Genomic DNA, 23,253 nt, shown 5'->3' with positions numbered 1-23,253 from the left:
CGAAGCCGGATTTGTCGTCCTTGTTACCTGCTTTGAAGGAGTTGAACCAATCACTACAATGTTGCGACACGCGAGAGCCTGCCGGTAGCCTTCTCGCCCAGTCTCTCCAAATGCATCCGCGCAACCGCCGCTGCCTTCAGAAGCGGCGCAGCTTGATCCCGTGCTTACGCAGTGCGTAGCCGATCTGCCGCGGCGTGATATGTAGGAGTCGTGCGGCCTTCGCTTGCACCCATCCACAGCGCTCCATTGCCCACACAAGCTGTTCCCGCTCGCTGCCCGGCATGTCGCTACCGCTTGGCGTATCGAAGCTACGCCCATTCCAATCACCGGCACTTACGCTCGCCAGGGCATTCGGCACTTCACTGTTTGTAGCGTCCAACGTGCGGGCAGCACGCACAGCGTCTTCTCGTTCGATGTAATGTAGCTCTTTGGTGAGGCACCGGCCTCTCTCACACAGAAAGGAAAATCGATCTATCGTGTCGTGATCCGCCATGGTCGCGGTACGCTCAACGCAATTTTCCAGTTCGCGCACATTGCCAGGCCAGTAGCAGCTGGAAAGAACCCGAAACGCTTGTTCATTGAAATGCAAAGATCGACGATTGTCGCGGTTAAAGCGATCCAAAAAGTGCTGCGCCATTGCCGGAATGTCCTCACGGCGTTCGCGCAACGGCGGCAAAAGGATACTAACGACGTTGATGCGGTAGTAGAGATCCGCACGAAATTCCCCCGCCTTCACCATTTGTTCGAGGTTGCGGTTCGTGGCAACGATCAGCCTCACGTCGACTCTTACCGGGGTGGTGCCACCCACCCGCTCGAACTCTCGTTCCTGCAAAACTCGCAACAATTTGGCTTGGAACGAAGGCGAGATGTCGCCGATCTCGTCGAGGAAAAGTGTCCCACCGTGCGCCAGTTCAAAACGCCCTTTGCGTTGATATTGCGCACCGGTAAACGCTCCCTTCTCATGGCCGAATAATTCGCTTTCTAGCAGTGTTTCAGTGAGCGCCGCACAGTTCACCGATATGAACGGCCGGCCCTTGCGGGGCGATAACCCATAAATCGCGCGCGCGATCAGCTCCTTTCCAGTTCCGCTCTCGCCGCGCAAAAGCACCGTCGTCCGCGCTGGCGCTACTTGATGAACTTGCGAAAAGACGCGTTGCATGGCGGCAGATTCTCCGAGCACATTGTCGATACGAGACGAAGTCTGGTCTGCGTTGACCGCTCGTTTCATCTCCTGTCGCGCGGTTTGGTCCATCTGTCCCGACGCACGATCAAGCAGAAGTGCCTGGCCCATCGGCGCCGCGACGACCTTCATGAGTTGGAGGTCGCTCGCAAAGGCGCGCTGTCCGTCCGTGTTCTCGCAGAACGCAACAAGTACGCCGAGCGGCCGCCCTTCATACCTGATCGGCGCCCCGAGCAGTGCCACATGCTCACCTTCCAATCCGTCGAAGATATCGATGCTGTCCACGAAGAGTGGTTCATCACGCAGTCTCGCCACCACGACCGCTGAGTCGTTTGTGTGTATTCGCCCCAATACCCCGTCATTGGGCAAGAAACGCAGACGTTCACGCCAGCCCGCTGACAACCCCGTGCCACACAGGCCGCCCAGATGGCCGTCTGGCTCAGTGACCGCAATAAACGCGGAGCGCCATCCACACGCATATGAGAGGTAATGCAAAGATCTCTCCAACGTCCTTTCGGTATCTCGTGACGAGGTCAACGTCTTTACTACTTTGTAGACCACATCAAAATTGAGATGACTCTCATTGACATCGAGCTGCGACATAGATCTGAACTCCGGAAATTGCACGTTAGCGCCGCGGGACCCGGGTCCCAACACAATGAATGGCGGCGCTACATTTGCGCAAGCCACGGTGAATTCTTATCGCAACGGGCACGAAAGCCGACAAAACAGACAGAGACGCGACAATCGGAGTCGCGGTGTCAGAAATACGACAAAAACACGAGGTATCTTTGTGCGCAGATGGGATACTACCGAAAGAAAGCGTTGGTTTTACGACAAATTTAGATTTGTGCGGCAGTCTATGTTTAAATGCATGAGTCGCACTTGATTTGTGGGGAAATAGCATGACTGCGCGTGAATTAGAGAACGCGCTTCACGTAGCATTGATGCTGGATTCAAAAGACAGGACGTTATCGTCTGCACCTCCATTTGGCGCGCCGAAGTTCGGCCCTTCGACGCGTTTTACCTCAGAGGCTCATTAGTTTGAAGCACGCAGTGGCAAGCCTGATGACGCTCCGTCGTGTACACCGTCTCCAAGAGTACTCAATTGCAGCGAACGGAAGAGAAAACGCTGAAGTGTGTTGGCCGCAGACGAGCGGTCTTCTAATCGCCCAGGACTAAAGAGACCGAATTCCGCCACCGGCGGCAGCGGCAACCCTACTGCGCTGGGATCGATCGCACGCATCGTATCGCGGCGCACCTGCCAATCCAGAAGTAGCGCAACGCCGAGCCCAGCTTCAACGGCTGACTGAACCGCAGAGAGGCTCGTGCTTTTGCAGGCCACGCGCCAAGCGATACCTGCTTCAAGCAACGTGGCAAAATAGCTCTCCTGCCACCTGCATGCACCGCCGAATGCAACAATCGACAGCGGACCGTCTCCGAGATCATCATTGCGCGTGCGCGCAGCCGCCCAGCGAAGGGGATGTCGCCAGGTGACGAGCGGTTCCGCGGGGATCTGGGCTGGATCACCAATCGCGAAATCGAGTGTGTTGCTCATGAGCCGCTGCGATAAGGCCGGACTCGCATCAACGACGATCTCCAGGGCTACATCAGGAAACAATGTCGAAAATTGCCGCAGTGCATGGCGGAGGTGACTCATCGCGATGTCCTCGGGAAGTCCAATTTTCACGGTACCCGCAACTTCACCCGAAGTAAGAGCGGAACGCGCCGCAAGGCCAATTTCGAGCAGCTTGTGTGCATACGGCAACAGAACATTGCCCGCAGAGGTCGGCTTCACGCCGCGCGGTGAACGCTCAAGGAGGCGCTGGCCGACTTCGTCTTCGAGCCGCCGGAGGGCCATGCTGACGGCAGCCTGTGTACGATGCAGCTCCATGGCAGCATTGCTCACACTGCCGGCTTCCACTACCGTCACGAACGTACGCAGTAGTGTGCTGTCGAGATCGCGAATCATCAATTTCCCTCATGCAAACATAAACATTATCAGCTTATACCACGCATACCGCTGCAGTTAGTATCCTTCCGTCGCCCAAGTCGAGAGCATGGGTGAGCAAAAAACGAATGGGAATGGAGCCTAGATACCTGTTACAAAAAGCATTCGCTGTGTTTAAGGAAACGATTGGGTCAGTTGTCGGTTGACAGCAATCATTTCGATGCGATGGCGTTTGCCAAAGCAGACCGCTCTGCAAAGAGCGACCCAATTTGGGGCCACCCGAGAGCGGTCGGCCTTCAACGCCCTCTCGTTGCACGGCGTCCGGTGCGCTGCTTCGAGGCCAAGCGTGGGGACTTTCGCAAAGCTAGCGAGCCACCATTGCTTCGTGCCACGCGCAGTTCGTGTCTCCGGTTTATTCGCCGCTGACCCGCTACGCAGCGGGCCGCGTTCGCTCCTTCTCATCCTATCTGGAGATCACATGAATACACCCAACGATCGGGTTCGCTTCGAGGAGCTTGCCAAGCATGCCATGGACCAGGCACTCGCAATTTCGCCGGAAACCGCTGCGTTCCACTGCGGCGACTGGATCGACAGTGAGTACTATCGGCGCCATCTCGTCGAAACCGTGTTGCGCATCCGGCTCAACAACGAGGTAGGCGCATTCGCGCTTTACAAGATAGGCTGCCAGGACAACTCGCTCGCGCAGATGCTGGCGCAACACCTCGCACAAGAGTATGGGCAAGAATGCCTTCTTCTGCATGACCTCGAGAGGTTCGGCCTGACCGCAGCAAGCGTGGACAGCATTAGACCATTCAATAGCACAGACAAGCTAATCGGATATCTCTACCTCAGCATTGTCCGCGATGGCCCGCTCCCTACGATGCTCTTGAACTGGTTGCAGGCATGGTATTCGGGCCGCTACAACAAGGTCATCGCGGAATCAGCCGCGCGCGCATTCGGGCACGATCACGTAAAGGGTACACTCAGCCACATTGAGTACGCCGAATCGCGCAGCCTGGAAGACTCCACATGGATCGCTCTGAAGCTCGCGATCGGTGGCTGGGGCGGAATGGAGAAAGCAGAAATCTATTTGAACAACTTTGTCGGAATGATTCACGAGTATTTCGAAGAGTTGCGTGTGGCGACCCTACCCCGGCCGGAAACCGGCACTGAACAGGCAGCGATCAAATGACCGCCATCATCGTGATTGAGCCGCGCTCGTCCGGGACCGCACTGGTCGCCTCAGCCGTGCGCCTTGGCGTGGCCACCCACGTATTTTCGGCCAAAAGCGATGAGCCCCCCCTGTCACGCGAACTGCAGGCCGCCGCGGTGTCGTACACGATGGTGGACACTGCCTCGCCGAACGCCGTGGCGGCCGCCGCATGCGCCATCGGCGTCGATGCGATCGTACCCGGTTGCGAATACGCAACCGGCGTAGCAGCTGAATCAGCGGCGCTCCTTGGTCTTCCCCATTTGCAGCCGGAAGCGGCAGCACTCACGCGTGATAAATATCGCAGCCGCATGCATCTCGCCGCCGCCGGACTGGCGGTTCCTGAGTTCGCCCTCATCGCACATCGTCGCGACGTCATAACAGCCGCTTTACACGTAGGTTTTCCAGCCGTCCTCAAGCCTGTCCGCGGCGGCATGCATGTGAGGTACGTCAATTCTCTTTCCCAGTTGCAACTTGCGGTCGAGTGTGCCATGCATCACGGCGTTGTCGATATCGGCCACAAGGCCGGCAACGTGTTGCTCCTTGAACAGTATCTGAAGGGCCCAGAGTACTGCATCGAAGGCTATGTCAGCAGCCAGCACGGACCCCGCGTCGTCGCAGTAACCGAAAATCTTTTGTGCGCAGAGCAGAATTTCGCAAAATTGGGCCACTTTGTCGAAGCCTCTTTGAGCGCGGACCAAGGAGCCGCGCTCGTCAATTACGTCGAGCACACCGCGGCGCAGATTGGACTGACCGTCGGTGTTTTCCACGCCAAAGTGCGCATAACACGCGACGGTCCGGTGCTGATCAAGATCGCGGCCTGCCTCGGAGGTGATCGCACCTATCGGCTCATCGAACTCAGCAGGTCAATCTCTCTGCCGGAAATAGCGATACGCAGCCACCTCGGCGATCCTGATCCAGCCCCCGACGTCGATGCAAGACCTGCCCTGTGTGTCAGCGGCGTGCGGTTCTTCGCACCGGTAGGCGACGCGGCCGCCGTCGAACGCGTTCGCGCCATACCAGTTTTCCAGGAGGTGGTGGTCCATTCTCAATCGGCGGCTCAGTCCCGCGACGAGCGGCCGTGTCGGCCATGTGTTGTTCATCGCGCCTGATCGGTCGACCTTGATTTGCGCCTTGCTGAAGCGCTGAGAGCGCTCGGATCCGGCCGCGCCTGTAACGATATCTGAACGGTTTGCCCTTCATGACAACCAACAAACACGCCCCGCGTAGCCGCATAGTCGTGCTTAACCGATGGTCCGACGGCTTTGCAGCTTACCATCGCTACATCGATCACGCGACGAATAACGTCGCTTACATCTGCACGCCGAACGGCGCGGCTGCGCTCGACGCCTCTCAAACCGCGCATGTCGAAGAGCTAGCAGACATCCTTGATGAAGATGCGCTGCATAAGGCCATGAGCTCCTGTCAATCGGCGCTCGGCGGCATCGACAGGCTGATCGCATTGTCCGAATTCGACCTTCTGAAGGCCGCGCGACTGCGCAATTCGTTCAATATCCCTGGCGATCTGCCAGATACCGTCGTCCGCTTTCGTGACAAGACCGCTATGAAGCATACCGTTGCTGCCGCGGGCCTGCGTGTGCCACGCGTTGCAGCGTTGGAAGATGTGGCCTTTGCGAAAGCAAATTCGTCCCCTGTGATGCGCTTTCCGATCATGGTAAAGCCACGTACCGGCGCGGCAGGCCTAGACGTACCGCGCATCGACACCCGTGCGCGATTGGATATGTTGTGGCCGACACTACCGCTGGTTGAGTACGAGTGCGAGGAGTACATCGAAGGACCCGTCTATCACGTTGACGGTTTCGTGCGAGACGACACATGGGTAATTGCGCGCGCGTCCCGCTACATCAACAACCGTCTTCAGTTTGCACAAGGAAAACCCCTAGGCTCGGTGATGCTCGACCCGGGGCCGCTCAATGATGCGGTGCTTGAATTCGCGGCGGCATGCCTGAAAGCGCTCGCCTTGAGCAATGGACCGTTTCATCTCGAGATAATCGGAGCTTGCGACGGATTCTATTTTCTGGATGTCGGTGCCCGTGTCGGCAGCGGGGAAATTCCCTTTCTCTTCCATGAATTGTACGGCGTCGACCTCTTCGACCTCTGGGTCACTCACCAATCAGGTGACGAAGCGCGGTACGCCGCACGGGCGCAGGCGGCGTTAATCGCGTCAACCTCGATCACACGCGGTGGATTCCTGATGCTGCCAGAGCCAGTGGGCAAGATATTCGTCGACGCACAATTGCCGAACACTATCCCGGGGCTTTACGAAGCTGTGCTCCCGGCGAGACGTCACTTATTCAACGGTTCCAGCTGCTCGGGCAACATCCTCGCACGCTTCCGCTATCGCGGCGCATCGGAGGAAGAAGTCGACAGGGCAATTCGCGCGACGTTGCGCGATTTCCGCTACACGCTGGCGGAGAGTGTGGGCTCGCCGAATAGCAGTACACATGACATCACGCTACGCAAGACTTTGCGCCTCCTCCAGCAATAGCTCGCGCATCCAGATACTTGCAGGATCACCGCTATGCAGCGCAGGCCATTGGATAGCCTCAGTAAAAGTGGATAGCGGAAGCGGTACTTCGGCGATCCGCAGAGGAGAGGCTTCCCCGAGATGCCTAGCGAGCCTCAAAGGGATCGTCGCAATGCGACGGGTACCCGTTAGCACCGACGGAATGAGGTGAAAGGTCGGGACGACGACCTCTTCGCGCCGTTTGAGACCGAGATCCAGTAGGAAAAACTCTTCGATCGAAGGCCTGCGTGCCCGCCCGAACCTCACCGTCACGTGTCCCATGGACATATACCGGTCGAGCGGAAGCTGCTCCGACAACTGCTTGTTGGCAGGACAGCCGACACACACAAGCTTCTCGTCGAAGAGCGGCGCTTTCGGGTGAGTATCCGGCAGGAATAGATCGGGCAGAATCAAAAAATCGACGTCGCCACGCCGCAGCAAATCCCCAGGCTCGTCATCTGGGAAAAGCAATTCGAAACTGACCGCGGGAGCTTCGCGTGCAACGCGCTTAATGACCTTCTGGAAATAGACGAGCGTCATGAAATCAGATAGGCAGACCCTGAACCGGCGATCCGACTTGGCCGGCTGGAAAACGTCGCGCGAGATGATGGAAAGCTGGATATGCGATAGAGCCTCCCGCACCGGTCCGGCAAGCTCTATCGCTCGTGATGTGGGCACGAATTCTCGGCCTCTCATCACGAAGAGGTCGTCGCGAAAATAGTCTCGCAACCGCGACACCGCTGCGCTCATGGCAGGCTGACTCAAATTGATGTCGCGTGCCGCGAGCGTGACGTTACGCTTCGCCATCAATGCGTCCAACGCGACGAGAAGATTCAGATCGAGGCCTTTGAAGCGCATCTTTAATTATCCGCGTTATGGATGACACATATCGAAACAATCGATTGTACAAATTTATTGAGGTACCGCAAAGTTACGGCAATTCAGCTTGACATGCAAGTCATTAATATGAGTATTCATGTCGTTCTACTGAACGACACTCGACATCAACTCCCAGATATTGATCTGCTACGCCGCATTTCGCGTTGCGACTGGGGACGGTTCCAGGGTAGACGGTGACTCATCAAAAGATGAGTGAAAGACCATGAGAAGACTCAGCGATTGGGAAATGCCGCAATTTATTGCGGAAGTGCTAAACGAGCGTAAGCGTAACGGTGAGCGTAAGGTTTACCTTACCTTTGACGACGGACCGCACCCAATATGGACGCCGAAAGTACTAGATCTGCTGGCGCGGCAACAGGTACCGGCAACCTTCTGCGTACTCGGTGCCTACGCGGCGGAGTATCCGGAACTTATCCGGCGCATGGTTTCCGAAGGCCACGATGTCGCGAATCACAGTCTCTCCCATCGGGATTTGTCGAAATGTGAGCCAGATCAGATACGGCACGAGATAGCAGAAGCGAACGCGCTTATCCAGCGTGCTTGTCCTGCGGCAGGGGTGCGATATATGCGTGCGCCATATGGCAAATGGACGAACGACGTTATCGCCGAATCCATGAAATCGGGACTAATGCCACTCCACTGGTCGGTAGATCCACGAGACTGGTCCCGTCCGGGCGCCGAGGCGATTGTCGATTCCGTATTGGCATCAGTGCTGCCCGGCTCGATCGTACTGCTGCACGACGGGGCTCCTCCCGAAGAGTGCGACTTGCAGCATCGCGATGCTTCGCGCGCGCAGACTGTCATTGCACTATCACGCCTGATTCCAGGATTGAAGAAAAGGGGCTTCGTCATCGGTTCACTTCCGTAAGTTCAACGGAAAATCTCGCTTTAGGAGTATCTCTGACCCCAAGCCGGTCGACAAGTGGACGATATGGTCCCCTAGGGACGTTTCACCAACAGCTTCAAGTATGCGCGTGGTCCGCGCGCGGACGATCATGGATAGAACTAAGGAAATACTGACCCAGAAGCAGGCGTTCGCTGATCTGACTTTCAGCCGATACCGATGGAAGCGTCCTGGGCGACCTCGCTACCATGAGGTGCGTTACTGGAAATTTCTCTCGTACGCCATAACAGCGTCTTTCCTGCCCCATGGAGAAACATCAACTCTACAGGCACGAGAATAATTGCCCCTCGAATCATGCATGAACCTGGATGGTATTACCGCGCCTGACTCCCGCGCCATCGCTCACGGCAGGCCTGTACTGAGAATCCCAACGTCTCCTAGCACACTGACCCGATGAACATTCCTGCCGCAATCAACACGACATCTGTCCTACTATACGCGTCACTTTCGGCCATCTATAAAAGCGCGCAGGTTCTTCACACTCTACCGACTAGCGGCGGCCCACCTGCATGCATCAAGGTATTCGACATAGAGTATTTGCCGGACATCGACGTCATCGTCCCGTGCTTTAACGAAAACCCCGAAACGCTGCGGGCGTGTCTCGACTCGATTGGCGCCCAGGATTACGCGGGCGCTATCAAGGTTCACGTAGTCGATGATGGATCCGCCAACCGCGATGCGTTGACCGTGGTGTATCGGGAGCACGAGCATGATCCGCGATTCAAGGTACTGCTTCTTCCACAGAATGTGGGAAAGCGTAAAGCGCAAATCGCCGCGATACGTTCTTCGACCTCAGATCTCATACTTAACGTAGACTCCGACACCACTCTGGCGCCGGACGCAGTAAAGAAACTCGTGCTGACAATGAGCGACCCATCGGTCGGTGCAGCCATGGGTCAATTGGTAGCCAGCAATCGCAGCGACACGTGGCTGACCCGCCTGATCGATATGGAATACTGGCTTGCGTGCAACGAGGAGCGCGCGGCGCAAGCTCGCTTTGGCGCTGTGATGTGCTGCTGCGGACCGTGTGCAATATACCGGCGCACAGCGCTTCTGCTGCTGCTGGACCAGTACGAAACGCAAATGTTCCGGGGCAAGCGCAGCGATTTCGGCGAAGACCGCCATCTGACAATTCTCATGCTCGCGGCGGGCTATCGGACGGAGTACGTTCGAGATGCAGTCGCCGCGACCGTGGTTCCGGATAGGCTGCGACCATACCTGCGCCAGCAACTGCGCTGGGCGCGCAGTACCTATCGCGACACGCTGCTCGCCCTTCGCCTTTTGCCTCGTCTTGACCGCTACCTAACTCTTGATGTGGTAGCGCAGAACATTGGCTCTCTGCTGCTGGCCATTTCAATGATCTCTGGCTTTCTGCAGATCGCGCTCACAGCCACTGCTCCTTGGCAGGCATGCTTCGTTATTGCTTCAATGACGATGGTCCGTTGCTCCGTTGCGGCCATTCGCGCTCGCGAGCTTCGATTTCTCGGATTTTCAGTGCACACACTCATAAATCTTTTGCTCCTGCTTCCTGTAAAGGCATACGCTCTATGTACATTGGACAACAGTGACTGGCTTTCCCGCAGTTCTGCCGTCCAAGACCGCGACGAGCACCATGTTCCCAAAAGCGAGTAATGCGTAGCATCGCGCGCGCTACGGAATCTTCCTTAAACAGTGGTCTGTATACATTTCCGGCTCCATGTCTAATGCAGCGATCACCTTCTCCAGCGTAAGGAAATCTTATGGCGGTAAGCTTGCCGTCGACGGATTGTCCTTCCGTGTAGAGCCCGGCGAGTGCTTCGGTCTGCTCGGGCCTAATGGTGCCGGCAAAAGCACTACCACGCGAATGGTGCTGGGTATGGCGCTGCCTGACGCAGGCGTGATTACCGTCCTCGGAGAACCGGTGCCAGCGCGGGCACGCCTGGCGCGGAGGCGCATTGGTGTCGTTCCGCAATTCGACAACTTGGAGCCAGGTTTTAGTGTGAGCGAGAACCTGAAACTCTTCGGGCGCTACTTTGGGATGAGCAAAGGCGAAATCGAGGCGGTCGTTCCATCCTTGCTGCACTTCGCACGTCTCGAGGACAGGGCTCACGCACGCGTCACAGAGTTATCGGGCGGGATGAAGCGCCGCCTAACCATTGCACGCGCGCTCATCAACGATCCGCAACTTATTGTCATGGACGAACCGGCAACCGGGCTAGATCCGCATGCGCGCCACCTCATCTGGGATCGTTTGCGCTGTTTACTCGCACGCGGTAAAACAATTCTTCTCACTACCCATTTTATGGAAGAGGCAGAGCGATTGTGCGATCGGCTATGTGTAATCGACAGGGGACGCAGCATTGCTGAGGGTGCACCTAATGCATTAATCCAGGAGCAGATTGGAAGTCATGTTATCGAGATATACGGCGGCAACCCACATGAACTCAAAGCGCTGCTCATGCCGTTTGCGCAGCGTACAGAGGTTAGCGGTGATGCACTCTTCTGCTACACGGCCGATCCACAACATGTATGCGCGCGACTGCGTGAGCGTAACGGTCTGCGTATTGTGCAACGTCCCGCGAACCTGGAGGACGTTTTTCTTCGGCTGACCGGACGAGAAATGAAGGATTGAATAATGCGCGAAGTGTTTATGATTACTCTACCCGGCAACGCCTGGAACTGGCGCACAGTATGGCGGCGCAATTATCTGGCGTGGAGAAAAGCGGCACTTATCTCCCTTCTCGGCAACCTGGCTGACCCGATGATGTACTTGTTCGGTCTCGGCTTCGGCGTCGGAATAATGATAGGTCACATCGATGGCACTCCTTACATTGCATTCCTGGCGGCTGGAATGGTTGCGACAAGCGCCATGACCTCAGCGACTTTCGAAACGATTTACGCTGCCTTCGCTCGCATGCAAGTTCAGCGCATGTGGGAAGCCGTGCTCTGTACCCAACTGACAATTGGCGATGTCATTCTTGGCGAATTGGCATGGGCCGCTACAAAAGCCCTTCTTGCGGGCTCCGCCGTGATGGTAGTTGCGGCGACGCTCGGTTACGCGGCGTTTTCGAGCATCGTATCTGTGATCCCTGTCGTTTTTCTGACTGGCCTCGCTTTCGCGAGCGTGGCAATGGTACTCGTTGCGATCGCGCCCAGTTATGACTATTTCGTTTTCTACCAGACGCTCGTGCTTACGCCCATGTTGTTCCTGAGTGGTGTCGTCTTCCCTGTGGGCCAACTGCCCGGCGCGCTTCAAGACCTTGCACAGTTCCTGCCGCTTGCCCACTCCGTTGAATTGATCCGTCCGGCGATGCTTGCACGTCCGGTCGGCGGAATAGGGCTGCATCTGGGCGTGCTTTGTGTCTACACAATACTGCCGTTCTTCCTGTCTGCGACACTGGTCCGCCACCGGCTGATGTCTTGATGCCGACGGCGTTGCGCCTCAGCAGCAGTCTTGTGACAAGCGTCAGACTGGGGCTACACCCGAACCACCGCTTTCAACCTAATGAAATGGACGCCATGACCCACTTGATGCCGAAAACTCAGCCGTTCGTGATTCTCGGGATGCCCAGAACCGGCACTCACTATCTGGAAGAACTGCTGAATGCTCATCCGAGCGTGTTGAGCAATGGCGAGTTGCTCAACACCTATGACACCAATTGGCCTGATACCAACCGGCTCAGGTGCAGCAATCTGGAACTTCTCGAGCTTGCCTATCTTCGCTATCCGGTCCAAAAGGGAAAGGCACACGCCACGCATATCGGTTGCAAGATCAATCAGCCGCAATTTCTGGAACGCCCAGGATTCTTTGAGGAATTGGCACGGTGGCCATGCCTGAAGGCAATGCTTGTAGTCCGCAGGAATACGCTGGAATCGCTGCGATCCCTGGTGCAAGCGAGACAAAGTGGTGAATGGCTGAAGTACGGTTCGGACAATGGATCAGCTCCGCCTCCTCAGGTCGCGTTGACCATTGAATTATGCGAATCCTACTTCAAAGCTGCAGACGATTTTCATCGTCAAGTCGTCGACTCTTTCGCGCCAGAGAATCTGCTTTCAATAGACTATGAAAACCTCCTCGATGATCCCGCCGGATGCATGGAAGCGGTACAGACGTACCTTGGGACTTCCATGCATCCCTGCTCTCACAGGACAGTTCTTCAAAGGCAGGAAGTACGGCCTCTGGAGCAGACCGTACTCAACTTCGACGAGTTGAAATGTCACTTCAGTGGCGGGAAACATGAGAGATTTTTTGAAACAGGGAGAGGTGGACTTTCCTGTAATGGCAGGATCCATGTTCGCCCATGCTCATTTCCATAGAAGCAGCACCAAATCTATCCTTCAAACAAGTCTGCTATCGAAAGACTAATTTTACGATCTTGCGTTCCCTACTGGCGCAACATCCCGAATGCGAGGCTTCCGCCTCCTGGGTAATCGCACGCCACTGGTTGCGCGTAGACGCAATTGAACAAGGTATCTTTCCATGTCCTCAAAGGTGCAGTGGAAACTGTGCTGGGAAAATGAGCTCCAGCTTTCCGATCATCTCGAATTGGCCCATTTTTTTCGGACGACGTATGGCCCGACCGGACCGTTCAATGCTAAGCCGTTCGATGGCGGTCGAAGTTGGGCCGGGGCGAGGCCCGAACTCCGCGCAATTGCCTACGATTCGCAAGGTGTGGCGGCGCACATGGGTTCGTTGCGCCGCTTCATCAAGGTTGGCGCAACCGATGTGCTGGTGGCGGAACTGGGTCTGTATGGAGTGCGGCCAGACCTCGAGGGGCTCGGAATTAGCCAATCCATTCGCGCGATGTATCCTGTATTGCAGGAGCTTCGCGTCCCATTCGCATTTGGCACCGTCCGCCATGCTTTGAAGAACCACTTCACGAGGTTGTGTCGACATGGAATGGGAACGATCATTCCGGGAGTTCGCGTCCGTTCAACGCTTCCCAACGTTCACCTCGATTTGCCGGCAACACGTGTTGAAGATGTACTGGCGGTGATTTTGCCAATTGATAGGGCTATGAGTGAGTGGCCGCACGGGACTCAAATCGAACGCAATGGCCCTGAGCTATGACTCGCCTGCATCTGTACCGGACATGCGGTCAGCGGCTCGATCTGTCCTGCAACGAGATTAGAACGCACACTCTCGGGTAAGTAAATTGAAAACCGTAACGCATTTTGACTTGCTGCGACGGGAGTTGGACGCGGACGACCCGTGGCAACTGGACAGTAATCCGTTCGAGCATGAGCGTCATATGCACATGCTTCGATTATCCCTCTCTAAAGGCCCCGTTGCCCATGCCCTTGAGGTTGGTTGTGCGGGGGGCGCGTTCACAGAGAAATTGGCGCCATACTGTGGGCGCCTCACCGTGATGGATGTGATGCCGCAAGCGCTTGCGAGAACACGCAAGCGCTTAAATTACCCGCCGAACGTGAACTGGATCGTTGCAGACGTCCAGCACTTTTCTAGCGCAGAGCGGTTCGAACTGATCGTAGTCGCGGAGGTTTTCTACTATCTCGCCGACATCGCCGAAGTGCGAGATGCTATCCGCAATCTGGCATGCGTACTCGCGCCTGAGGGCCAGTTGATATTCGGTTCAGCACGTGACGCCAATTGTCGACGCTGGGGACATATTGCTGGTGCCGAAACGGTGCTGAAGATGCTAAACGAACGGTTCACCGAGATTGAGCGAGTCGAGTGCGTCGGCCAGTCGTCCAATGAGGATTGCCTGCTCGCACGCTTCCAGAACGCAGTGCATTTTTCCCATCAATCAGATTTACCTCGCTAGGGTGAAAGATACCATGCGCATCTGTGGCCTCAAGCTGACACACGACGGAGCGATCGCCGTTGTCGAAGATGGAAAGCTCCTTTTTTGCATCGAACAGGAGAAGCGGGACAACAATCCGAGATATCACGATATACGGAACCTCGATGAAATTGAAACCGCATTAGCCGAGCACGGTCTACAGACAGACGACATCGACGAATTTGTGATAGACGGCTGGGACGGCGATGTGACGTCAAAGTTCCAGGCGCTGAGCGGCCCCACCCCAATCGTCCTCGAGGGTGCCCCCTATACGGAACGAAGAAACGGCGATCTTCTGGCTTCGGTCGACGGCACTGGGCTGCTGATCGGCGGCAAGTCATATCGGTACAGGAGCTACCCTCACGTGTCCGGCCATGTCGCCGCCGCATACTGCACGAGTCCATTCGCACAACTAGGGCAACCTGCGTTATGCCTAGTGTGGGATGGCGGCATGGTGCCACGGTTGTACCATGTAGGACGCGACGACGTGCGGCTCATTGACCAGCTGTTCCCCATCATCGGTCAAATGTATGCGGCGGCCGGACATCATTTCGGGCCGTACGCAAAGGCGGCGGGTGCTGAGTGGGACCTGGGAGTGGCTGGCAAGCTAATGGCGTACATCGCGCTGGGGTCAGTCGACGAAGACATCGTTGATATATTTCGTCACCTTTACCTGGAACGCTTCGCAGGCGACACAGAACTCGCGCGAAACTATCGCCAGAATCTCCACCTTCCGAGTACATCGCTCGCAGCGATACGCGATTTCTTCCACGCATGCGTGCCGGACCTGCAAGCTAAACCTCCCGAAGACGTACTCGCCTCTTTCCATACTTTCCTTGAACGCCTACTCGTCCGCGAAATGGAGAAGGCCCTGCGGCAGCATTGTATTCCCGGGCCGCGCAATCTGTGCATATCCGGCGGCTGCGGGCTCAATATCAAATGGAACAGTGCATTACGCACAAGTGGCTTGTTCGATGCTACCTGGATTCCGCCCTTTCCGAACGACAGCGGTTCGGCGATCGGTACCGCATGCTGCGCGATAGCCGCGAACGAGGGCTTCATGCCGTTAGAGTGGTCGGTATATAGCGGCCCCGCAATGAAAACGGGCACCCGAGTGCCCGGCTGGTCTGCGTCGCCTTGTTCCTTAGCTGAACTTGCACATATTCTCGCCGAAAATAGACCCGTCGTTTTCCTTGCCGGACGCGCCGAGCTGGGCCCACGAGCACTTGGGGCGAGAAGTATTCTCGCCGCTGCGACTTCGCCGAGCATGAAGGCTCTTCTCAACGATGTCAAGCATCGGGAATATTTCCGTCCTGTGGCACCTATATGTCTTGAAGACCGGGCGCCTGCTGTATTTCTCCCCGGCACTCCAGACCCCTACATGCTGTTCGATCATCAAACACGCGACGAATGGCGGGACAAGATACCTGCCGTCGTGCATCTCGACGGTTCTGCGCGGTTGCAGACCATTGCAAGGTCATCCGAACACCCTGTTGCGCAGCTGCTAATCGAATACGAGAAGCTCACAGGCCTTCCCTTGCTGTGCAACACCAGCGCCAACCACCTGGGACGAGGCTTTTTTCCCGATGCTGCGTCGGCGTGTGAATGGGGGCGTGTCGAACACGTTTGGTGCAATGGTCTTCTATTTACCAAGACATGCAGAGACGAGATTTCGGCGTCAGTCGATGAGCCGGTCTCTTTTGGACTCGCATGACTTTGGATCTTCACCGCAATGCCGCAACAAGTGAGCGCTAGCTCATGCCCCGACCGGACCGATCCAAGTAGGCAAGTATGGCGAATGAGCCTTCCACTTCAGAGTTGTATGCGCACGGCTTCCGGGTTCCCCCGGAGGCAAGAGCACGCTTGCTTCGGCAAACGCCGGCCATTCTCTGGTTTACCGGCCTATCAGCCGCGGGAAAGTCGGCTATTGCTGACACCGTGGAGGCGCGTCTCCATACAGCTGGCCGACTCACCTACATTCTTGACGGCGACTCCGTCAGGCTCGGTCTATGCAAAGACCTTGGCTTTACCGATGCAGACCGTCACGAGAACGTACGGCGCGTCGCAGAGGTCGCAAAATTAATGGCCGACGCCGGCATCGTAGTTTTGGTATGTCTCATCTCGCCGTTCCGCCGCGATAGGGAACTCGCCCGCTCTACGGCGGGCCGACGTAACTTCGCCGAAATCCATGTCCACGCGAGTTTAGCCGCGGCGGAAGCCCGTGACCCCAAAGGGTTGTATCGGCTGGCAAGGCGCGGCGCAATCCAGCGCTTCACCGGCATCGACTCCCCGTATGAGGCGCCGACGGATCCGGACGTCTTCATCGACACATGTTGCAAGTCCATCGACGAAGGTGCCGATATGGTCCTGAATTGGCTCCGCAGTTCAGACCGTTGCCATCATTCGTGATTGCATACACGCTCGCAGCAACACCGTTGAAACTGGAGGAGTTCTGCATCCAACAATTGAGAACACCCATCGCTCGCAAGCCAGGTAGATAGATGAATGACGAGGTCAAATGCAGCTCCGGTCGTGCACGTTTGCATCCGCAATCCAGCGCGGTAGCTTTTCACTGCACAACAGGCCGGGTTGTCACGCGTGCCGCAGTAATCGCTGTAGTGTTTCCACTCCTCGGCTCGCTGGCCGGCTGCACGGTCGGCCCCGAATACCACACGCCAGCGCCACCCGCGATTCAGCATTACACAGCAACGCCTTTACCTGATCGCACGGCTTCGTCGCAGGGCGAGGCGGGTCTCGAGCAGCGGTTTGCGGCCGGCGGCGACCTGCCCGCTCAATGGTGGACGCTCTATCGCTGCGAGCCGCTCAACACGCTGATAAGCGGAGCACTTAAAAATAGCCCAACGATCGCAGCAGCCAGTGCCGCGCTACGCCAGGCCGCCGAGAATATGAGCGCACAAGAAGGCAGCGCACTCTCCCCGTCTGTCGATATCAAGCTCAACGCGATACGGGAGAAGCTGAACGGCGCGACGTTGGGGCAGCCCAACATCAACAAAATACTGACTCTATACAACACGTCGGTAAGTGTTTCGTATGATCTGGATCTGTTTGGTGCAGTTCGGCGCGAGCTCGAATCGCAGGGCGCGCAGGTCGATTTTGAGCGCTTTCAGCTGCAAGGCGCCTACCTAGCACTGTCGGCAAACATCGTGACGACTGCCGTCAAGGAAGCGTCGCTGCGTGAGCAGATCAGCGCGACCGAGAACATCGTAGCCGACGAGGAGACGCAGCTTGGCGTTTTGCGCAAGCAATTCGAATTCGGCGGTGCGGACCGGATTGCCGTGCTCTCGCAAGAGACGTTAGTCGCGCAAACACGGGCGACGCTACCGCTGCTGCGGCAGTCGCTCGATCGGACTCGACACCAGCTTGCCGTGCTTTCGGGCAGATTACCGAGCGAAGCAGGTGTGTCCGAATTCACGATGTCGATGTTCACACTACCGCAAACCTTGCCGGTCAGTCTGCCTTCCTCGCTGGTCCGGCAGCGGCCGGATATTTTGGCCGCTGATGCCGTGCTGCACCAGGCGAGCGCCGAGGTCGGTGTCGCCACGGCAAACCTCTATCCACAACTCATGCTCTCCGCGAATTACGGCCCACAGTCTTTAACGCCGGCTGGCATGCTGAAGTATGCCGACATGATCTGGAACATCGGCGCGGGACTCACGCAACCAATATTCCATGGTGGGCAATTGACCGCAAAAAAAAGAGCGGCGGAAGCCGCCTTTGACGAGGCCAACGCGCGATATCGGCAAGTCGTGCTGCTCGCATTCGAAGATGTGGCGGACACGTTGCGCGCGCTCGATCACGACGCGGCTGCTCTTGCCGCCCAAACCGACGCCTGGCGCGCGGCTAGCAGTTCACTGGATGTGGCGCGCGGACAGTTTCGAGTCGGCGGAGTCAGCTATCTGTCGCTGCTCGACGCACAGCGCCAATATCAGCAGGCCGTCGTGAATCTCGCGCAGGCGCAAGCAGCTCGCTATGCAGATACAGCTGCTTTATTCCAGGCACTGGGTGGCGGTTGGTGGAATGACACGGCGTATGACGAGAAGGGGCATGCTGGGCATGCAAACGCCGGCGCCCGCTCCCAGTGACTGCTCATGACGATTGCTGCCGCCGCATACGTTTCACGGGTAGCGCGCCAAAGACGCTTGTGCCTCGTGAGTTTGCCGTGCAAGGACACTACGATGACGATGAAAAGACTAACAGGAAAACGGATGACCATCATGCTGATCTGCGTGGGCAGTCTACTCGGCACGCTGATCGGCTTCAATCTTTACAAAGCGCATATGATTAAAAAGTTCATGATGCGCGATGGCATGGCCGCGGCCACGGTCACGTCAGCTGTGGTCAGCTATCAGACTTGGCAGCCGCAGCTTTCCGCCACGGGCAGCCTACGCGCGGTGCGCGGCGTCGACGTGACGACAGAAGTCGCAGGCCTCGTGCGCGAGCTCGAATTCAGTTCCGGTGAGGAGGTGAAGGCCGGACAGGTTCTCCTGCGCCTCAACGCCGACTCTGATCGCGCACAGCTCGCATCGCTAAAAGCTGCCGCGGACCTTTCGCAAACGGTTTACACGCGCGACAAGGCACAGTATGACATACAGGCCATTTCAAAAGCCCAGTTGGATGCCGACACAGCCGAACTGAAGAGCAGACGGGCGCAAGTCGAACAGCAAGCTGCCCTCGTCGCCAAGAAAACCATTCGCGCACCTTTCGCAGGACGCGTGGGGATCACCACCGTTAATCCCGGCCAGTACATCAACCCGGGGGACGCAATTGTTACCCTGCAAGTCGTCGATCCCATTTACGTCGACTTTCACCTACCCCAGGAACAACTGGCGAAACTCGAGGCCGGACAGCACGTCTCCGTAAATACAAGCACATTTGCGAGCCTTAGCTTCGGTGGCCAAGTCCGCGCGATAAATCCGCGCGTGGACAGCACAACCCGCAACGTTCAGATCGAAGCGGTCCTGGACAACCACGAGCGCAAGCTGTTGCCCGGCATGTACGCGAACGTGAAGATAGATGTGGGCAGCGAGCAGCGCTATCTGACCTTGCCGCAAACCGCGATCGCGCACAATGCGTACGGTGCAACGGTATTCGTCATTAGACGGCGCGAGCAAAAAAACGCGCACGGTAAAACAATGCCGGTGGCGCAACAGGTATTCGTGACGCCGGGACCCACGCGCGGGGATCAGGTGGCGATCCTGAGGGGTCTCGACGAAGGCGCGCAGGTCGTCACGAGCGGTCAGCTCAAGCTACAGAACGGCACACCGCTCATCATCAATAATCGTGTGCTGCCTGCGGACAGTCCTGCTCCGACGCCTCAGGAGGAGTGAGAGGCCTCCCAATGAAATTCACCGACATTTTTCTCAACCGGCCAGTCCTCGCGTCAGTACTGAGCGTGCTGATCCTCGTACTAGGCTTGCGTTCGCTCTCCACGCTGAAGGTCAGTGAATATCCTCAAACCCAGACGGGCGTAGTCACGCTTACCACTTCCTATTACGGTGCGAGCGCGGACACAATGGCTGGGTTTATCACGCAGCCGCTAGAAGCCGCCATCGCTCAGGTGCAGGGCATTGACTACATGTCGTCGAAAAGCAGCACGGGCGTGTCGACGATCAACGCGACGCTACGCATGAATTATGATCCGAACCGCGCACTCACCGAGATCAATACACAGATAGCGTCTGTGCGTAACCAGTTGCCGCGCGAGGCCCAGCAGCCAGTGCTGACGATGCAGGTGGGTCAGACCACCGACGCGATGTATATGGGCTTCTACAGCGACGTGCTGCCGCCCAACAATGTCACCGACTATCTGCTGCGCGTTGTGAAGCCGAAACTCGACTCCATTCAGGGCGTGCAGACCGCGGAAGTACTGGGCGGTCGCCAGTTCGCATTGCGCGCATGGCTAGATTCAACCAAGCTCGCAGCGCACAATGTCACTGCTTCTGATGTCTACACAGCACTCAACAACAATAACTACCTCGCGACACTCGGCACAACAAAAGGCCAGATGACCAGCGTCAGTCTAAACGCGCGTACCGACGTCCGTTCGGTGGAGGACTTTCAGAAACTGGCTGTCAAACAAAAGAACGGAGTGATCGTGCGTCTCGAGGACGTTGCCAATGTCGTGCTAGGCGCGGACAATTATGATTCCAGCGTCGCATTTGGCGGCAAGCGTTCTGTATTTATCGGAATTAAGGTAGCGCCTGACGCAAACGTGCTCGATGTGGCCAGACGCGTTAAATCCGTGTTTCCCGATCTGCAGAAGCAGTTCCCGACGGGGATGGCTGGTGATATCGTCTACGACGCGACAGACTTCATCAACAGCGCGATTGATGAAGTAGTGAAGACGCTCGTCGAGACGTTGCTGATTGTCACGGCCGTTATCTTCCTCTTCTTCGGTCGTTTGCGCGCCGTCATCGTACCCGTGGTCGCGATGCCGCTTTCGCTGATTGGCACGTTCTCCATGATGCAGTTGCTCGGTTACTCGATCAATCTGTTGACGTTACTCGCGATGGTGCTCGCGATTGGGCTGGTGGTCGACGATGCGATCATCGTCGTCGAGAACGTCGACCGCCACATGAATGAAGGCAAGTCTCCCATGGAAGCCGCGCTAACTGCCGCGCGCGAGCTTGGCGGCCCGATTCTGGCAATGACCGCCGTGCTGATCGCCGCATATCTGCCTATCGGCTTTCAGAGCGGCTTGACAGGCACCCTTTTCACTGAATTTGCGTTCACCCTTGCGAGCGCCGTCGCGGTGTCAGGCGTGATTGCGCTAACCCTGTCGCCGATGATGTGCTCGCGCATTTTCCAAAATGTGCACGAGTCCGGGCGTTTCGCCGTTTTCGTCAATCGACAGCTGGATCGTGTGCATGCCGGCTATGCGCGACTCTTGCATGCGGCCCTCGACACATCTTCCGTGTTCGTCGTCATGGGAGTTATGCTGCTTTGCGGAACCGTTTATCTCTTTTCGACTTCGCAGGCAGAGCTTGCGCCGCAGGAGGACCAAGGCATCGTCCTATCGCTGATCCAGGGGCCGCCGAATGCCACAGTCCAGCAAATGCAGACATACGCCGATCAGGTGTTAGAAATGTCGAAGCGCTTGCCCGAATATGCCCAGCTGTTTCAGCTAACTGGCCTGCCAACATTGAATCAGGGCTTCGGTGGCGTTCTCTTCAAGACTTGGGACAAGCGGAAAAGAGGCGCAACCGAACTACAGCAGGAGCTCCAGCAGAGGTGGAATGGCATTGCTGGTGCTCGTGTCGCCGCGTTCCAGTTCCCGCCTTTGCCGGGCGCACAGGGTTTCCCCGTGCAATTCGTGATCAGCACGACAGAGCCCTTCGAGAATCTCGACCAGGTGACGAAAGCCGTACTCCAGAAAGCGCGTGCAAGTGGCATGTTTCTCTTTATTGATAGCGATCTAAGGATCGACAAGCCGGAAACGGTCGTCATAGTTGACCGCGACAAAATCGCGTCACTCGGCCTCACGCAAAGCGATGTAGGACAGGCGCTAGGCGCTGCACTCGGCGGTAACTACGCAAACTATTTCTCGATCGCTGGCCGCTCATACAAGGTGATTCCGCAAGTCCAGCAAATAGATCGACTGAATCCGTCACAGGTACTCGACTATTACTTGCGCACGCCGGACGGCAGCATGATTCCGGCATCGACGGTTGCGCACCTGAAGCAAGCAGTCGTCCCTGAATCGATCAATCGGTTCCAGCAACTCAATGCGGCAACGATCTCCGCTGTGATCTCACCTAGCGTCTCCCAGGGCGAAGTTCTCGACTTCCTTCGTCAGTCCACGAACGAAGCAGCTCCGGCAGGTTACAACACCGACTACGCAGGGCTATCGCGCCAGTTCATGCAAGAGTCCGGTAACTCCTCGGTCACGCTCATGTTCGCGACGATTATCGTGTTCCTTGCGCTTTCAGCGCAATTCGAAAGCTTCCGCGATGCCCTGGTCATTTTGGTGTCCGTCCCGATGGCGCTCTTCGGTGCTCTCGTCTTCATCAATGCCGGCTTTTCGACGCTCAATATCTATACGCAGATTGGACTTGTCACGCTCATGGGACTCGTCAGCAAACATGCGATTCTTGTCGTGCAGTTCGCGAACCAGCTTCAGCGCGTGGGCCGCGGCAAGCGAGAAGCCTTGGAGGAAGCGGCAGGTGCACGCTTGCGCCCGATCCTCATGACGACGGTCGCCATGGTGCTCGGCGTACTGCCCTTAGTCGTCGCCTCGGGCGCGGGCGCAGCAGGCCGCAACGCAATGGGTCTGGTGATCCTCACCGGACTATCGATCGGCACTGCGTTCACACTGTTCGTGGTACCGGCGATGTATATGTTGCTGGGTGCAAATCATCAGGGGACGCCAAAAGACCAGTCATAACCTGGTTGTCCAACTGTGCAGTAGCGATGTCTTCGTCTATTCAAAATACACACTCCCCGGCACCCGTGCGTCAGCATGATTGCCGTGCGAGGACGAGCGATGCGCTGCTTGGCATTGGATTTCGTCGAGCACGCCTAACCCACCCTTTTGCAGTTAGGGAAGCCAACGCTGGAAGGTCCACCGGTCGTGCTCCTCGAGCGCTCTTGAGCTCACAGGCAATGAGATGGACAAGAGGACGATGAAGCGTCAAACGCTTGCAATGGCACCTAGCAGGCTGTTGAAATACACTTCGCTGATACGCGGCCCATCGTTCCAACGAGCCGCCGCGCGAGGTTGGTCCATGTCGATTTGATGCCGGATGTCCTTAACTCAGGTGGAACCAATGTCATCTTCT

18 protein-coding genes are annotated in these 23,253 nt (G+C 56.9%); 15 read left to right on the top strand and 3 right to left on the bottom strand.

The window, feature by feature from the left end:
* Positions 1 to 136 precede the first annotated feature (136 nt).
* Positions 137 to 1,783, bottom strand: a complete 1,647-nt coding sequence (gene nifA, locus AB3X98_RS38985) for a nif-specific transcriptional activator NifA (RefSeq protein WP_368605778.1) — start codon at positions 1,781 to 1,783, stop codon at positions 137 to 139.
* 436 nt (positions 1,784 to 2,219) lie between these two features.
* Positions 2,220 to 3,152 (bottom strand): LysR family transcriptional regulator, encoded by a 933-nt coding sequence (locus AB3X98_RS38980; RefSeq protein WP_368605779.1) that lies wholly within the window; start codon positions 3,150 to 3,152, stop codon positions 2,220 to 2,222.
* Positions 3,153 to 3,609: 457 nt separating this feature from the next.
* Here AB3X98_RS38980 and AB3X98_RS38975 point away from each other — a divergent pair, with 457 nt between their 5' ends.
* The 3 genes from AB3X98_RS38975 (at position 3,610) to AB3X98_RS38965 (ending at position 6,850) form a co-directional block, all read left to right on the top strand.
* Positions 3,610 to 4,323, top strand: a complete 714-nt coding sequence (locus AB3X98_RS38975; RefSeq protein ID WP_342950207.1) for a hypothetical protein — start codon at positions 3,610 to 3,612, stop codon at positions 4,321 to 4,323.
* Positions 4,320 to 5,453, top strand: a complete 1,134-nt coding sequence (locus AB3X98_RS38970; protein WP_368605780.1) for an acetyl-CoA carboxylase biotin carboxylase subunit family protein — start codon at positions 4,320 to 4,322, stop codon at positions 5,451 to 5,453. Before AB3X98_RS38975 ends, AB3X98_RS38970 begins: the two co-directional genes overlap by 4 nt.
* Before the next feature lie 89 nt (positions 5,454 to 5,542).
* Positions 5,543 to 6,850, top strand: coding sequence for an acetyl-CoA carboxylase biotin carboxylase subunit family protein (locus AB3X98_RS38965; RefSeq protein ID WP_069268332.1), 1,308 nt, complete (start codon positions 5,543 to 5,545; stop codon positions 6,848 to 6,850).
* On the opposite strand, the gene AB3X98_RS38960 is transcribed toward AB3X98_RS38965, so the two are convergent.
* Positions 6,818 to 7,726 (bottom strand): LysR family transcriptional regulator, encoded by a 909-nt coding sequence (locus AB3X98_RS38960; RefSeq protein WP_069268331.1) that lies wholly within the window; start codon positions 7,724 to 7,726, stop codon positions 6,818 to 6,820. The genes AB3X98_RS38965 and AB3X98_RS38960 overlap by 33 nt on opposite strands.
* Positions 7,727 to 7,970: 244 nt before the next feature.
* On the opposite strand from AB3X98_RS38960, the gene nodB reads away from it, so the two are divergent.
* The 12 genes from nodB (at position 7,971) to AB3X98_RS38900 (ending at position 22,859) form a co-directional block, all read left to right on the top strand.
* Complete coding sequence (gene nodB, locus AB3X98_RS38955) at positions 7,971 to 8,636, top strand: chitooligosaccharide deacetylase NodB (RefSeq protein WP_368605781.1); 666 nt, start codon at positions 7,971 to 7,973, stop codon at positions 8,634 to 8,636.
* A 429-nt stretch (positions 8,637 to 9,065) separates the two neighbouring features.
* Entirely contained in the window at positions 9,066 to 10,304 is a 1,239-nt protein-coding gene (gene nodC / locus AB3X98_RS38950; protein WP_368605782.1) for a chitooligosaccharide synthase NodC, read from the top strand.
* Between the two features lie 64 nt (positions 10,305 to 10,368).
* Positions 10,369 to 11,283 carry a nodulation factor ABC transporter ATP-binding protein NodI gene (gene nodI / locus AB3X98_RS38945; protein ID WP_069268330.1) on the top strand — a complete coding sequence of 305 codons (915 nt, stop codon included), beginning with the start codon at positions 10,369 to 10,371 and terminating at the stop codon, positions 11,281 to 11,283.
* Positions 11,284 to 11,286: 3 nt separating this feature from the next.
* Positions 11,287 to 12,075 (top strand): ABC transporter permease, encoded by a 789-nt coding sequence (locus AB3X98_RS38940; RefSeq protein WP_368605783.1) that lies wholly within the window; start codon positions 11,287 to 11,289, stop codon positions 12,073 to 12,075.
* Between the two features lie 95 nt (positions 12,076 to 12,170).
* Positions 12,171 to 12,968: a sulfotransferase gene (locus AB3X98_RS38935; RefSeq protein WP_368605784.1), complete on the top strand. Its 798-nt coding sequence runs from the start codon at positions 12,171 to 12,173 to the stop codon at positions 12,966 to 12,968.
* 163 nt (positions 12,969 to 13,131) lie between these two features.
* Complete coding sequence (locus AB3X98_RS38930; protein ID WP_368605785.1) at positions 13,132 to 13,722, top strand: NodA family N-acyltransferase; 591 nt, start codon at positions 13,132 to 13,134, stop codon at positions 13,720 to 13,722.
* Positions 13,723 to 13,807: 85 nt separating this feature from the next.
* Positions 13,808 to 14,437 (top strand): nodulation methyltransferase NodS, encoded by a 630-nt coding sequence (gene nodS / locus AB3X98_RS38925; RefSeq protein WP_069268326.1) that lies wholly within the window; start codon positions 13,808 to 13,810, stop codon positions 14,435 to 14,437.
* Positions 14,438 to 14,450: 13 nt separating this feature from the next.
* On the top strand, positions 14,451 to 16,169 hold the full coding sequence (gene nodU, locus AB3X98_RS38920) for a nodulation protein NodU (protein WP_368605786.1): 1,719 nt from the start codon (positions 14,451 to 14,453) through the stop codon (positions 16,167 to 16,169).
* Between the two features lie 77 nt (positions 16,170 to 16,246).
* Positions 16,247 to 16,864, top strand: coding sequence for an adenylyl-sulfate kinase (gene cysC / locus AB3X98_RS38915; RefSeq protein WP_069268325.1), 618 nt, complete (start codon positions 16,247 to 16,249; stop codon positions 16,862 to 16,864).
* Positions 16,865 to 16,956: 92 nt separating this feature from the next.
* The gene (locus tag AB3X98_RS38910; RefSeq protein WP_368605787.1) at positions 16,957 to 18,558 is read left to right on the top strand and encodes an efflux transporter outer membrane subunit; all 1,602 of its coding nucleotides are present in this window, start codon (positions 16,957 to 16,959) and stop codon (positions 18,556 to 18,558) included.
* Between the two features lie 93 nt (positions 18,559 to 18,651).
* A complete protein-coding gene (locus tag AB3X98_RS38905; protein ID WP_368605788.1) occupies positions 18,652 to 19,803 on the top strand; it encodes an efflux RND transporter periplasmic adaptor subunit in 1,152 nt (383 codons plus the stop codon).
* Between the two features lie 11 nt (positions 19,804 to 19,814).
* Entirely contained in the window at positions 19,815 to 22,859 is a 3,045-nt protein-coding gene (locus AB3X98_RS38900; protein WP_368605789.1) for an efflux RND transporter permease subunit, read from the top strand.
* Positions 22,860 to 23,253: the final 394 nt, after the last annotated feature.

The organism is Paraburkholderia sp. BR14312, assembly GCF_040948675.1.
Taxonomy (GTDB): domain Bacteria; phylum Pseudomonadota; class Gammaproteobacteria; order Burkholderiales; family Burkholderiaceae; genus Paraburkholderia; species Paraburkholderia nodosa_A.
Note: the sequence above shows the minus strand (reverse complement) of the source record. Positions and strands in the feature narration are given on the sequence as shown.

Excerpts from the sequence above, each read along its gene's own strand:
- nifA (WP_368605778.1), bottom strand. The coding sequence starts at position 1,783 with ATGTCGCAGCTCGATGTCAATGAGAGTCATCTCAATTTTGATGTGGTC.
- AB3X98_RS38980 (WP_368605779.1), bottom strand. The coding sequence starts at position 3,152 with ATGATTCGCGATCTCGACAGCACACTACTGCGTACGTTCGTGACGGTA.
- AB3X98_RS38975 (WP_342950207.1), top strand. The coding sequence starts at position 3,610 with ATGAATACACCCAACGATCGGGTTCGCTTCGAGGAGCTTGCCAAGCAT.
- AB3X98_RS38970 (WP_368605780.1), top strand. The coding sequence starts at position 4,320 with ATGACCGCCATCATCGTGATTGAGCCGCGCTCGTCCGGGACCGCACTG.
- AB3X98_RS38965 (WP_069268332.1), top strand. The coding sequence starts at position 5,543 with ATGACAACCAACAAACACGCCCCGCGTAGCCGCATAGTCGTGCTTAAC.
- AB3X98_RS38960 (WP_069268331.1), bottom strand. The coding sequence starts at position 7,726 with ATGCGCTTCAAAGGCCTCGATCTGAATCTTCTCGTCGCGTTGGACGCA.
- nodB (WP_368605781.1), top strand. The coding sequence starts at position 7,971 with ATGAGAAGACTCAGCGATTGGGAAATGCCGCAATTTATTGCGGAAGTG.
- nodC (WP_368605782.1), top strand. The coding sequence starts at position 9,066 with ATGAACATTCCTGCCGCAATCAACACGACATCTGTCCTACTATACGCG.
- nodI (WP_069268330.1), top strand. The coding sequence starts at position 10,369 with ATGTCTAATGCAGCGATCACCTTCTCCAGCGTAAGGAAATCTTATGGC.
- AB3X98_RS38940 (WP_368605783.1), top strand. The coding sequence starts at position 11,287 with ATGCGCGAAGTGTTTATGATTACTCTACCCGGCAACGCCTGGAACTGG.
- AB3X98_RS38935 (WP_368605784.1), top strand. The coding sequence starts at position 12,171 with ATGACCCACTTGATGCCGAAAACTCAGCCGTTCGTGATTCTCGGGATG.
- AB3X98_RS38930 (WP_368605785.1), top strand. The coding sequence starts at position 13,132 with ATGTCCTCAAAGGTGCAGTGGAAACTGTGCTGGGAAAATGAGCTCCAG.
- nodU (WP_368605786.1), top strand. The coding sequence starts at position 14,451 with ATGCGCATCTGTGGCCTCAAGCTGACACACGACGGAGCGATCGCCGTT.
- cysC (WP_069268325.1), top strand. The coding sequence starts at position 16,247 with ATGGCGAATGAGCCTTCCACTTCAGAGTTGTATGCGCACGGCTTCCGG.
- AB3X98_RS38910 (WP_368605787.1), top strand. The coding sequence starts at position 16,957 with ATGAATGACGAGGTCAAATGCAGCTCCGGTCGTGCACGTTTGCATCCG.
- AB3X98_RS38905 (WP_368605788.1), top strand. The coding sequence starts at position 18,652 with ATGACGATGAAAAGACTAACAGGAAAACGGATGACCATCATGCTGATC.
- AB3X98_RS38900 (WP_368605789.1), top strand. The coding sequence starts at position 19,815 with ATGAAATTCACCGACATTTTTCTCAACCGGCCAGTCCTCGCGTCAGTA.